The sequence below is a fragment of the Bacteroides luti genome (genome assembly GCF_900128905.1).
Lineage (GTDB): Bacteria > Bacteroidota > Bacteroidia > Bacteroidales > Bacteroidaceae > Bacteroides > Bacteroides luti.
The window spans coordinates 93,278-105,315 of the sequence record NZ_FQTV01000006.1 but is presented as its reverse complement, the minus strand read 5'-3'; the positions used below and the strand labels follow the sequence as shown (position 1 = coordinate 105,315).

At 36.8% G+C, this 12,038-nt stretch carries 12 protein-coding genes; 3 read left to right on the top strand and 9 right to left on the bottom strand.

The features are described from left to right. Window positions 1-20: 20 nt before the first annotated feature. From nusA to BUC21_RS07200, 3 genes are all read right to left on the bottom strand, one after another. Window positions 21-1,277: a transcription termination factor NusA gene (nusA, locus tag BUC21_RS07210; protein ID WP_073400717.1), complete on the bottom strand. Its 1,257-nt coding sequence runs from the start codon at window positions 1,275-1,277 to the stop codon at window positions 21-23. Between the two features lie 3 nt (window positions 1,278-1,280). After that, the gene (rimP, locus tag BUC21_RS07205) at window positions 1,281-1,748 is read right to left on the bottom strand and encodes a ribosome assembly cofactor RimP (RefSeq protein WP_073400715.1); all 468 of its coding nucleotides are present in this window, start codon (window positions 1,746-1,748) and stop codon (window positions 1,281-1,283) included. Window positions 1,749-1,936: 188 nt separating this feature from the next. Beyond that, the gene (locus tag BUC21_RS07200) at window positions 1,937-2,638 is read right to left on the bottom strand and encodes a YgjP-like metallopeptidase domain-containing protein (protein ID WP_073400713.1); all 702 of its coding nucleotides are present in this window, start codon (window positions 2,636-2,638) and stop codon (window positions 1,937-1,939) included. Window positions 2,639-2,896: 258 nt separating this feature from the next. Between BUC21_RS07200 and BUC21_RS07195 the strand changes: the two genes are divergently transcribed. After that, the gene (locus BUC21_RS07195) at window positions 2,897-3,700 is read left to right on the top strand and encodes a head GIN domain-containing protein (RefSeq protein WP_073400711.1); all 804 of its coding nucleotides are present in this window, start codon (window positions 2,897-2,899) and stop codon (window positions 3,698-3,700) included. A gap of 401 nt (window positions 3,701-4,101) precedes the next feature. Then, window positions 4,102-5,412, top strand: a complete 1,311-nt coding sequence (locus BUC21_RS07190) for a deoxyribodipyrimidine photo-lyase (RefSeq protein WP_175550491.1) — start codon at window positions 4,102-4,104, stop codon at window positions 5,410-5,412. A gap of 208 nt (window positions 5,413-5,620) precedes the next feature. On the opposite strand, the gene BUC21_RS07185 is transcribed toward BUC21_RS07190, so the two are convergent. From BUC21_RS07185 to BUC21_RS07160, 6 genes are all read right to left on the bottom strand, one after another. Next, window positions 5,621-6,103: a DUF4252 domain-containing protein gene (locus BUC21_RS07185; protein ID WP_073400707.1), complete on the bottom strand. Its 483-nt coding sequence runs from the start codon at window positions 6,101-6,103 to the stop codon at window positions 5,621-5,623. Window positions 6,104-6,108: 5 nt separating this feature from the next. Beyond that, window positions 6,109-6,630 carry a hypothetical protein gene (locus BUC21_RS07180; RefSeq protein ID WP_073400705.1) on the bottom strand — a complete coding sequence of 174 codons (522 nt, stop codon included), beginning with the start codon at window positions 6,628-6,630 and terminating at the stop codon, window positions 6,109-6,111. Beyond that, window positions 6,620-7,129, bottom strand: coding sequence for an RNA polymerase sigma factor (locus tag BUC21_RS07175; protein WP_073400703.1), 510 nt, complete (start codon window positions 7,127-7,129; stop codon window positions 6,620-6,622). Before BUC21_RS07175 ends, BUC21_RS07180 begins: the two co-directional genes overlap by 11 nt. Before the next feature lie 61 nt (window positions 7,130-7,190). Then, on the bottom strand, window positions 7,191-7,964 hold the full coding sequence (argB, locus tag BUC21_RS07170) for an acetylglutamate kinase (protein ID WP_073400701.1): 774 nt from the start codon (window positions 7,962-7,964) through the stop codon (window positions 7,191-7,193). A gap of 2 nt (window positions 7,965-7,966) precedes the next feature. After that, window positions 7,967-9,862, bottom strand: a complete 1,896-nt coding sequence (gene speA, locus BUC21_RS07165) for a biosynthetic arginine decarboxylase (RefSeq protein ID WP_073400699.1) — start codon at window positions 9,860-9,862, stop codon at window positions 7,967-7,969. A 226-nt stretch (window positions 9,863-10,088) separates the two neighbouring features. After that, window positions 10,089-10,616, bottom strand: coding sequence for a shikimate kinase (locus tag BUC21_RS07160; protein WP_073400697.1), 528 nt, complete (start codon window positions 10,614-10,616; stop codon window positions 10,089-10,091). 114 nt (window positions 10,617-10,730) lie between these two features. Between BUC21_RS07160 and BUC21_RS07155 the strand changes: the two genes are divergently transcribed. Then, a complete protein-coding gene (locus BUC21_RS07155) occupies window positions 10,731-11,900 on the top strand; it encodes a lactonase family protein (RefSeq protein WP_073400695.1) in 1,170 nt (389 codons plus the stop codon). Window positions 11,901-12,038 lie beyond the last annotated feature (138 nt).

Sequence of the window (12,038 nt, the reverse complement as noted above, 5' to 3'; positions counted from 1 at the left end):
CCATTCTCAACCTTCATTCATTAGTCTTCAAATTCCGCTTTCAAAATGCGTAATACCTCATCCACCGTTTCTTCTTCCAAGTCGGTTTTTTCGATCAGCATTTCGCGTGGAGCATTAAGTACAGCTTTTGCTGTATCAATACCAATAGCTTTAATTGCATTAATCACCCACTCATCGATCTCATCTTTGAATTCATCAAGATAGATATCTTCATCCTCAGTAGCTGCGTCCAGTTCGCGGAACACATCAATGGTGTACTCAGTTAACATACTGGCAAGTTTGATATTCATACCGCCTTTACCGATAGCAAGCGAAACTTCTTCCGGTTTCAAGAAGACTTCAGCCTTCTTTTCTTCTTCATTCAATCGAATAGAAGATACTTTTGCCGGACTTAAAGCACGCTGAATAAATAATGAAATATTAGAAGTGTAATTAATTACATCAATATTTTCATTACGAAGTTCACGAACAATACCATGAATACGACTACCTTTAACACCCACACAAGCTCCTACCGGATCAATTCTTTCATCATAGGATTCTACCGCAATTTTTGCGCGTTCGCCAGGAATACGGGCAATTTTTCTAATTGTAATCAGTCCGTCGTTTATTTCCGGAACTTCCATCTCAAATAATCTTTGCAGGAATACAGGAGAGGTACGTGAAAGGATAATCTTCGGATTGTTGTTTTTATTATCTACACGGGCAACAACGGCACGTGCTGTTTCACCTTTCCGATAGAAATCACTTGGTATCTGCTCTGTTTTAGGTAACAATAACTCATTACCTTCATCATCAAGCAACAGAATTTCTTTCTTCCAAATCTGGTAGACTTCTGCATTGATGATAGTTCCTACCATGTCAATATACTTAGCGTAAATACTGTCTTTTTCTAGCTCAAGAATTTTTGAGGCAAGTGTTTGACGAAGGTTCAGAATAGCACGACGACCGAAACTAATAAAATTAACCTCGTCTGTTACTTCTTCACCAACTTCATAAGAAGAATCTATCTTCTGAGCTTCTGTAAGTGATATCTGCATATTCGGATTAGTAAGATTTTCATCTTCAACTACCTCACGGTTACGCCATATTTCAAAATCTCCTTTATCCGGATTCACGATAACATCGTAATTTTCATCCGTGCCAAACATTTTCGCGATAACACTACGGAAAGACTCTTCAAGTACACTCACCATAGTAGTTCTATCAATATTCTTCAGTTCTTTAAATTCCGAAAATGTATCAATCAAGCTGATTGTTTCCTCTTTCTTGGCCATAATTTATTTAAAACTAATTAAGTATTTAGTATATTTTATTTCATCATATGTAAAACAGAGATCTTCGTCCACAAGTTTTGGACGTTTTTCTCCTGCTTCTTTCACTTTCTTCTGAACAGTAACAACAAAACGTTCTTCGTTCACATCTTTCAGAACCCCGGTATATTTAATTCCGCCTTTTGTCAACACTTCGACATCACAACCCAAATGTATATAATATTGTTGTAATACCTTGAATGGCTGACCGATACCGGCAGAACCAACTTCCAATTCGTAATCCTCTTCTTCACGGTTAAGCTTTGATTCAATATATCTGCTCAACTCTACACAATCTTCAATCCAGACCCCTTCAGCATGGTCTATTTCAACAAGGATCTTGTCATCCGGAGACACATTTACGTCTACCACAAAATACTCTTTACCTTCAAGCCAGTCATTAACAATCTGACTAACAGTACTTTTTTCTATCATTGGTTCACTATTAAGAACAAAAAAAGGGCTTTAATCGCCCCTCACCATTCATCCATTTCGACCGCAAAGATACGAATAATCCCTTCATAAGCAAAATATTAGGACTATTTTATTATAATATGATTATAATTTTTGCAATATTTTCTTAAAAATAAACTTTTCAGATAAATAACATTCTATTCTTATGACTAAAAACTTGTGGTATAATTTCTGAGTTCCTTGCGCAATTCCAAGGCACGCCCCTGAGTCAACCCATCAAGTATAGTCCAGAATCTGTCACTATGGCTCATCTCTTTTGTATGAGCAAGTTCATGAAGAATCACATAATCAACGAGATATGAAGGCAGCAGTAATAGATAATATGAAAGATTAATGCTTTTCCGAGAAGAACAGCTCCCCCATCGACCCTGACTAGAATTAATTTTCAATGATTCGTATGGTAACTTATGTAGTTTTGAAAGATTATCTATGCGTGAAGGTAAAATTATTTTCGCATTCTTCCGTAAAGCTTCTTCAATAACCTTACGCAACCACGCTTGCAATTCATCGTCATCGAAATTGGCTATTGGAGGACAGACAATACGGGTTATGCCCAATTCTGAATAAGATAAGAATTTATTTTGTGTACCCCGAACTAATGATAACTTAAAAAACTCTGCGTCAATAGTAAAATCAAGGTCTATTCGTTTACGCTCCACTTTCTTTTTAGAGCGGATTAATCTTGCTCTGAATTTTTCAATAGCTCCTTGCACTTCGTGCATCTCTACTCCTTTTGGAACAGTAATATAAAGAGCTTCCGGGCGGGTACGAAGTACAATTCGCCGGGCTCGTATATTTTCACGTATTACAATCTTGCCTAACTCTTTATCTGAATATTCCTTTCCAACCATGATTATTTATTATTGAAGCAAAGATAGATAATCTTTGCACAGGAGCTAACTTAGAAATAAAATTTTAAAAGTTAAAACCGTACAGAGTGTTCGATAATGAACAACCATATTTTATATAAAGCGTTATAAATAAAGCAATTATAATTTTGGCACAACAAATGCAATACTTGGTTATAAAATAATATTTCAGTGGTGCTGCAACTTTTTTAAGTACAACTCCGTCTAATAGATACAAAACAATTAAAATCTTAATAGAATATGAAAAGAATAGCAAAAACAATCAGTGGATTAGCAATGATTATGTCTGTATTGGCTTTAAATACAAGTTGCATTGAAGTCAGACGTATTAAAGCAAGCGGCAACTATATAACAAAAAATATAGAAGTGCCAGATTTTAATTCAATCAAGGTTCAAGGAAGTGAAGATATACTCTTTTCTCAAAGTACTGACGGAAAAACAAGTGTTAAGGTTTATGCTTCGGATAATATAGTAGACTTATTAGATATTAGAGTGGATGACGAAACATTAATCGTAAAACACAAAAATAATTTTTCCATATTTGGTTTTGGGGATAATGGTAATGTAAAAGTAATCGTATCAAGCCCTAATATTTACGGAGCTTCAGTTCAAGGGTCGGGAGATATTCTTTTCAAAACAATAATCAAAACAGACAAGCTTGATCTTTATGTTCAAGGATCTGGAGATATTAATGGAACAGGCATTATTTGCAACGAATTGCACTCAACTGTACAAGGATCTGGTGACATTGCAATAAAAGGTATTAAATGTCAGAATATAGAAGCTGGCATACAAGGATCAGGAGATATTCTTTATGAAGGCGAAGCAAACTCCGTTACTCTGAAAACTCAAGGTTCAGGAGATATTAATGCCGCAAACCTTAAAGGAATGGAAGTATATGCTACGACACAGGGATCGGGCAGTATTTCTTGTTTTGCTATTCATGACTTGAAAGCAAAAATACAAGGAAGCGGTGATGTCTCTTACAAAGGAAATCCTAGAGTCGATTTCGAGAGCAATAATAAGTTACATAAAATGGATTAATTTTCTATTCTCTATAAACCAAGGCAGCCTTTCTCTCAAGAGTGAGAAGAAAGGCTGCTTTTTTATTCTTCTCTTTTATACAGAAAACTTACTTTTCTTCGTGATACAAAGTCAGCAATAACTAATTCTATAAAGAAACCTAAGCCATTCATTCAGGAAACATTTATCAAATGGTCTACAGCTAATATATTTAAAGTCTACTTCTATTTTTATTTTAGTCTACACCTAAATTAGGTATAAGCTACTATTAGTTAACAAAGTCTGGCGAAAAGAAGAGTTAGATCCCTATATTTATTATCTAAGCAACCTCAGGATCTAAACAATATGACTTTTCTTATTTCTAGAATATGTAAATAACTGACATTTATCACTATATTTACAATAACAAAAAAATGGAAACTATGAAAAATCGTAGCCGCTTACTTCAACAAGGAATACCGGGAACCGGCAATATACTTTACTGGATGAGTCGGGAACAAAGAGTTGCCAGCAATCCGGCGCTATTCTTTGCATCCTATATGGCCAAAGAATACGGCAAGCAGTTGGAAGTGCTATTTGTAATAGACGATAATTACCCCAATGCCAATCTCCGGAGTTTTGCTTTCATGATTGAAGGTCTGCAGGAAGTTAAACTTCTTTTGGAGAGCCTAAACATTCCTTTTCATATCCGAATTGGAACGATTCCGAACGAAGTAATAAGCCATATTAACCTTCATCAGAATTCTATAATAGTAACCGACTTCAATCCGTTACGCCACGATGTTTCATGGAAAAAAGAATTGTTTCATTCAGTTTACATTCCTGTTTACGAGGTAGACGGACGAAATATTGTACCCTGCTGGATCAGTTCTGACAAACAAGAATATTCGGCACGTACTATTCGTCCGAAGATCACCCGGCTACTTTACGATTATTTGCACCCTCTGCCCGATGTAGAATCACTAAAACAAGAACAAACTCTTGCATCCGAAAGCGTGGACTGGGAAGGAATTCTGGACTCATTAAATATAGACAAGAGTATAACTCCAATAAATAAAACTGCAGGAGGAAAAGCTGCACAGAAAGTATTAAATCAATTTATTGAAGAGCGGATAAGGAATTACGCTATTGAAAGGAATAACACCAAAACAAACGGCTGTTCAGAGCTCTCGCCTTATCTTCACTTCGGACAGATTTCCGCATTGGAAGTAGCTTTAAAAGTAATAAAAGAGTGTCCGGACGATGATAATAGAAAAGCTTTTCTCGAACAACTAATCATTCGTAGAGAACTGGCAGAGAATTTCTGTTACTATAATCCTAATTACGATTCATTTGAAGGTTTTCCTTCATGGGCTAAGAAGTCATTGCTAGATCATCAATCCGATATAAGGGAGTATCTTTATTCTCGTGCTGAGTTTGAGCAGGCACAAACACATGATTCTCTTTGGAACGAAGCACAAGGTACACTTGTAGAAAGCGGAACAATGCACAATTACCTGCGGATGTATTGGGGAAAAAAGATTTTGGAATGGTCGGCTACAGCCAAAGAGGCCATGCAAACAGCAGTTTATCTGAACGATAAATATCAATTGGACGGAAGAGACCCAAATGGATATACCGGATGTGCCTGGTGCATTGGTGGGCTTCACGATCGCCCCTGGTTTAACCACTCTATTTTCGGAAATGTACGGTACATGGGATCTAAAAAAATAAGCAGTCAGAACCGGAAATAAGAAACCAGTATTACATATAAAAATAAAGTTTTGCTGACCTGCATATATAATAAAAGGGTTACTGTGACCAGCAGTAACCCATTTTATTTGAAGTTAGTTATTTATGAAATTTTGAGATAATTGAAACTTCACAGTTTCATCAATTGTTTGTTTTAATTAAGCACAAAAACTATTACAGTTATATAGTAAATGAAAAAAAACTTGTTAATTATGAGTGTTTAGGCTCCATTGATTTAGCCAATCTGGCTATAAAGTCTTGACTCATGTTTCCGGTAAAGTTTATAATTGTGAAACAATCATTTTCACACATCAACATTACCAGTTCAATAATAGAACTCCTCTTTTTTCTGACCATGATCTGAAAATTTTCAGATTTATCTTCGAAAGAAAGATACGGTTCAAACCTATCTGAATTCTTATCGAGAACTTTCAAAGCTTCTTTATAATACTTATGCCCATTATTCTGGGTAGTAAGCATCTGCATGCTTTTAAGCTTTGAGATCATGTCCATCATTTTACCTTCATCATCCACATCCAGATCCATTACCTTTTCCATCATCTTCGGACTGATAGTCACACAAGTAAGATTGCCATCAGGCTTATGATTCTCTAAAAAACGAGAAGCAAAATCCTGCGCAGAAACCGTAACAGATACAAGAGTCATCCACAGTATAAAAAGAGCGCTCTTCATTGTTATTATTCCGTAACCGATATTGAATCATCTCCACTCTTAGTTTTCAGGATACTATCCGAAGCTAACTGAGTTTGAGATTTATTAATACCTTCAGATACTTTCATCAATGCAGATGACAATTGTTCATAAGCCATTTGCGGGTCTTTGTAAGTATCCTTATATGATTCGTAATTATAATCCAATTGATCTTCAGCAAAGAATGAGCGTTGAGCTACATTCCCTAAAGTGATAACAAATGCCACCATCGCTGCAGCTCTCATAAGCGGCATAAAACGGCTTGCAATTGTAAGATGTCTGGCTTTTACCACCGGAGTTTCTATAGCAGCTAAAACCTTTTCGTCAAAGTCTGCACTTAGTTTAACATCCTGCTGTGTCTGCTGATAAACAAACACCTCTTTATATGGAAGCAAGTGAGCCGGTATCTCTTCCTGAGAAAAGAAAGAACGTAAAATCTGCTCTTCCATCAAGGAAGTCTCGCATTGCCAGTATCGTTCTATTAGCTGTTCTATATACTTATAATCCATAATTCTCTATGTCTGTGTATCTTTGTTTTATCTTTTGTCTAGCCCTGAAGAGATTCACTTTAACCTGTTCCTCTGTCAGTTGCAGAACTTCTGATATTTCTTTATAACTCTCTCCTTCTATATCCCTGAGTTGCATAATTACTCTCTGCTTCTCAGGCAGTTCATTAATCAACTGGTGAATCAGTTTCATTCTTTCTTCGTTCACTAATTGATCATAAGGACCAGATGCAATAGCTTTTTGTTCCAGTTCGGGAGTTAACGACTCGTTTTGAGCTTCCATCTTCTGGCTTCGGTCTATGGCTAAGTTTCTGCAAACAGTTAAACAATAAGCCTCAATCGATTCCAGTTGCGACCACTCATCGCGTTTATTCCATACCCGGATCATCGTATCCTGCACCACATCTTCTGCTTCAGCCCTGTCAAAGGTGATTCGAAGCGCCACGCGAAAAAGTTTATCTTTCAGTGGCAGTATGTCGTTTCGGAAGCTGATTTCTTGCATCTCTATAAATAATGACGGGTGAGGGTTTAAAAAGTTACAGGCAGACAGAAAAAAAATTGGATTATTTTATAATTTTTGTGCCTTCATTCTTGTTAATCGCTGAGGATAAGGTTATTACAACCTGAGAAACACCTGCATTAATTGCAGAAAAAGAATTTTCTAACTTCGGAATCATGCCTCCCTGAATAACTCCCTGAGCTACATAAGCATCAAATTCGGCACGAGTTATCTGAGGAATTACGCTATTATCATCGTTTTCATCTTTGAGGACTCCCCTCTTTTCAAAACAATAAACTAACGTCACATCAAAAATATCAGCCAAAGCTTTGGCTGTTTCTCCTGCAATGGTGTCGGCATTTGTATTTAGCATATTTCCATTACCATCATGCGTTAGGGGAGCCATCACCGGAACGACACCTTTTTTAATAAGATCTCCCAGGATAGATACATTTACCTGCTCCACATCTCCAACAAAGCCATAATCTACATCCTTAACCGGACGTTTTACAGAGCGGATGGCATTCATATCGGCACCAGTAAGCCCCAAAGCATTCACACCTCTGGCCTGAAGTCCGGCTACAATATTCTTGTTTACCAGTCCACCATAGACCATAGTCACCACTTTCAGCGTTTCTGCGTCAGTAATGCGTCGGCCGTTAACCATCTGACTTTCAATTCCCAGCAGGGAAGCGATCTTTGTTGCAGATCGCCCTCCACCGTGAACTAATATTTTATTTCCCTGTATAGCAGCAAAGTCATTAAGAAGCTGATTTAATGTAGCTTCTTCTTCAACGACTTTACCACCAACTTTAATAATAACAAGTTTTTCCTTCATGATTATTCCAAATATGTATATCCATAAAGTCCAGAACGATAGTTAGAAAGGAATTCTTTTCCCTCTTCCACTGAAATTCGTCCGTTCTTCACAGAAGAAGTAACCCATGTTTCGAGTGTGCGAACCAGCTTCTTTGGATTGTATTGCACATAATCCAATACCTCAGCAACTGTTTCACCATCAATAATCTGTTCAATGTTATAGCCTTTTTCGTTTACAGTGATATGAACCGCATTCGTATCACCAAACAAATTATGCATATCGCCCAGAATTTCCTGATATGCTCCAACAAGGAACACTCCCATATAATAAGGTTCTTTTCCTTTCAGACTATGTATAGGCAGATAATGAGACACATTTCGTGTAGAAATAAAATTATCTACTTTTCCATCAGAGTCGCATGTTATATCCTGCAAAGTAGCACTTCGGTCTGGTCTTTCATCCAATCGTTGAATTGGCATAATAGGGAAAATCTGATCAATAGCCCATGAATCAGGAAGTGACTGGAACAATGAGAAGTTACAGAAATATTTATCTGCCAAAAGCTTAGAAAGCTGACGGAATTCATCCGGAGCATGTTTCAAACCAGAAGCAATCTGATGAATTTCCCGGGTTATCGACCAAAATAGTTTTTCAATCTTAGCACGAGTTGCCAAATCAACAATACCATGACTAAACAAGTCGAGAGATTCTTCACGGATCTGCTGAGAGTCATGCCATGCTTCAAGCATCTTATTCTGATTCAAGCTATCCCATATAGAATACAGTTCTTTCAATAATTCATGATCATCCTCATCAACCACATCTTTTTCATCATCCCATTCTGGAAGAGTTGCAGTTTCCAGCACTTCGAAAATAAGAACAGAATGATGAGCTGTCAATGAACGACCGGATTCGGTGATAATATTAGGATGTGGAATATCATTCTTATCAGCTGCATCTACCAATGCTGAAATTGAGTCGTTCACATATTCCTGAATAGAATAATTCACGCTACTTTCACTGTTAGAAGAACGGGTTCCGTCATAGTCTACACCTAACCCGCCACCAATATCAACAAACTCCACGTTAAAGCCCATTGAATGGAGCTGAACATAGAATTGAGAAGCCTCACGTAAAGCTGTTTTAATACGACGTATTTTAGTAACCTGACTTCCAATATGGAAATGAATAAGTTTCAGACAATCTTTCAGATCCTTCTTTTCAAGGAAATCCAACGCTTCAAGCAACTCACTGGAAGTAAGTCCGAACTTGCTTGCATCGCCACCGGAATCTTCCCATTTTCCACTACCTGATGAAGCCAGTTTAATGCGGATACCAATATTAGGCAAAACATTAAGTCGTTTTGCAACCTTAGCTATTAATTTAAGTTCATTAAGCTTTTCAACAACCAGAAAAATTCTCTTTCCCATTTTCTGGGCAAGAAGAGCTAGTTCTATATAACTTTCGTCCTTATATCCGTTACAGATAATTAAAGAATCAGAATCAGTATTGATGGCAATTACAGCATGTAGTTCAGGCTTGGAACCAGCTTCCAGTCCTAAATTAAATTTCTTACCATGACTGATAATTTCCTCAACAACCGGGCGCATTTGATTTACTTTGATAGGATAAATTATAAAGTTCTGTGCTTTATAACCATATTCCTCAGATGCAATCTGAAAACATTTAGCTGTTTTCTCAATCCGGTTATCCAAAATATCCGGAAAGCGTAACAACATAGGAGCCGAAACATCCCTCAGTTGCAATTCATCAACCAAATCTTTTAAGTCGACAGCCACTCCGTTTTTCTTGGGGGTAACCACTACATGACCTTTGTCATTGATACCAAAGTACGAGGTTCCCCAACCGGTAATGTTGTAAAGTTCCTCTGAATCTTCAATACGCCATTTTCTCATTTTCTAATCTTATACTATTTATGGTAAGTTATTAATAGCGCAAAAGTACGTATAAATCTATAGTTTTCAATCAGTAATAAGTATATTTTTACTAAATACGACACATTCTTAATATAATAAAACAAAATATGTGATACTTTAGGTGAGAATACAGATATATAACATACACACAACAACTTGTATGTATGCTACAACATTTTGCATTTGCATGAAGTAAAGAGAAAATTTACAAGCCAAGTAGTTCCTTTAGCTTATTGACAGAAGATTTTATTTGGTATATATCTTCCAGCTCATCGGCATTGAATATATATTTTGCCTTTGAATAGAACGGAGCACGTTTCTCGAGCGCCTTTGCAATGAATGCTTTTAACTCTTCGTTCGTTTTACCTCTCAGAATAGGACGATTTTGACTAGCAATCTTCAGACGGCTAAACAATACATCCGGAGCAACATTTAAGAATACAGTTTCTCCCTTTTGATTCATGAATTCCATGTTATCATAAAAGCAAGGTGCCCCTCCTCCGGTTGAAATAACAACATCCTCAAATTCAGCAATTTCATGAAGCATCTGGCGTTCCAACTCTCTGAAGCCTTGTTCTCCCCTCTCCGCAAATATTTCCTGTACGGTTTTATGGAAGCGTTCCTCAATATACCAATCCTGATCGACAAAAGATAAATTCATCTCTCTGGCAAAAGCTTTTCCAAGAGTTGTTTTCCCCGCTCCCATATATCCGATTAAAAAAATCCGAGTCATTGCTGTTCTTTTATAATATTTCGGCTACAAAGATAAAATTAAAAGGAAGAACTATTTCGTCTGCAGAGATGTTTTTTATCTTTGCAAATGAATCCACTACTAAAAAGAATAATTATGCTCAAAAAATTAATGCTAATGAGTATCTGTGCCTTAACACTCTCATCTTTCACACCAAAGGATAACTCCAGTAAAGATAAAAAGAACAGCGAGCTCTTCCTGCTTATAGGAACTTACACTTCCGGAACTAGCAAAGGCATATACGTTTACCGTTTCAATACGGAAACAGGAGATGCTAGTTATGTCAATGAAATAGATGGACTTTCCAACCCATCCTACTTAAACCTCACAAAAGATGAGAAGTTTGTTTATTCTGTTGGAGAAAACGAGGACGAAGGAGGAGTGGCTTATGCTCTTTCATTCGATAAAAAGAATGGTAAACTAACCCGCCTTAATTCTCAGAAAACATTCGGTGGGTCGCCTTGCTATATTAACATCGATCCAAAAGGAAAATATGTAATCACAGCTAATTATACGGGAGGAAATGTTTCTGTATTTAAAATTAAGAAAGACGGAACGCTATTCCCTTCAAACCAGATCATTTCTTTTGATAAGAAAGATGCTACGGAGCCACAACCAAAATCTCATCTACATTGTGTTGCTTTTACTCCGGAAGGGAAATATCTATTAGCCGACGATCTTGGAAAAGACAAAGTACACAAGTTCAATTTAAATTATACTGAAGCAGAAGATAACTCTGTTCAGTTCCTGCAACCAGGTAAGCCCGAATCTTTTGATGTAGAAAAAGGATCTGGCCCGAGACACATAACTTTCCACCCAAACGGCAAATATGCTTACCTCATCAATGAGCTATCCGGAAAAGTGACTGTGTTCAGTTATAACAACGGAATATTAAAAGACATTCAGTACATTGCATCTGATACAACTCCGGGAGCTGATAAGAAAGGTAGTGCAGATATTCATCTTACCCCTGATGGCAAATTCTTATATGCCTCAAACCGTTTAAAAGCTGATGGTATTGCTATTTTTAAGGTAAACCAGAAAACTGGGAAACTTACCAAAATTGGATATCAGTATACAGGAATCCATCCACGAAACTTCATAATTACACCTAATGGAAAGTTACTTCTGGTTGCTTGCAAAAACAGCAATGTAATTCAAGTCTTTAAAATTAATTCTAAGACTGGTTTACTTGAAGATACCGGAAAGAAGATTGAACTGGATAAACCTGTCTGTCTGAAGTTTGCAAGCCTTTATAATAAATAATGCTATACAAAAGAAACAGAAGTAAAAATAAGGTCTCAGATATTTTGAGTATCAAAAGAATTCACATTCTGAAATTCAAATAAATACAAATGGGGTTGTCCAAAGTTGGAACAACCCCATTTCTATATCTTTATCTTC

What these genes read in the sequence shown, in the direction of transcription:
- nusA (WP_073400717.1), bottom strand. Translation starts at nt 1,277, where the DNA reads ATGGCCAAGAAAGAGGAAACAATCAGCTTGATTGATACATTTTCGGAA.
- rimP (WP_073400715.1), bottom strand. Translation starts at nt 1,748, where the DNA reads ATGATAGAAAAAAGTACTGTTAGTCAGATTGTTAATGACTGGCTTGAA.
- BUC21_RS07200 (WP_073400713.1), bottom strand. Translation starts at nt 2,638, where the DNA reads ATGGTTGGAAAGGAATATTCAGATAAAGAGTTAGGCAAGATTGTAATA.
- BUC21_RS07195 (WP_073400711.1), top strand. Translation starts at nt 2,897, where the DNA reads ATGAAAAGAATAGCAAAAACAATCAGTGGATTAGCAATGATTATGTCT.
- BUC21_RS07190 (WP_175550491.1), top strand. Translation starts at nt 4,102, where the DNA reads ATGAAAAATCGTAGCCGCTTACTTCAACAAGGAATACCGGGAACCGGC.
- BUC21_RS07185 (WP_073400707.1), bottom strand. Translation starts at nt 6,103, where the DNA reads ATGAAGAGCGCTCTTTTTATACTGTGGATGACTCTTGTATCTGTTACG.
- BUC21_RS07180 (WP_073400705.1), bottom strand. Translation starts at nt 6,630, where the DNA reads ATGGATTATAAGTATATAGAACAGCTAATAGAACGATACTGGCAATGC.
- BUC21_RS07175 (WP_073400703.1), bottom strand. Translation starts at nt 7,129, where the DNA reads ATGCAAGAAATCAGCTTCCGAAACGACATACTGCCACTGAAAGATAAA.
- argB (WP_073400701.1), bottom strand. Translation starts at nt 7,964, where the DNA reads ATGAAGGAAAAACTTGTTATTATTAAAGTTGGTGGTAAAGTCGTTGAA.
- speA (WP_073400699.1), bottom strand. Translation starts at nt 9,862, where the DNA reads ATGAGAAAATGGCGTATTGAAGATTCAGAGGAACTTTACAACATTACC.
- BUC21_RS07160 (WP_073400697.1), bottom strand. Translation starts at nt 10,616, where the DNA reads ATGACTCGGATTTTTTTAATCGGATATATGGGAGCGGGGAAAACAACT.
- BUC21_RS07155 (WP_073400695.1), top strand. Translation starts at nt 10,731, where the DNA reads ATGCTCAAAAAATTAATGCTAATGAGTATCTGTGCCTTAACACTCTCA.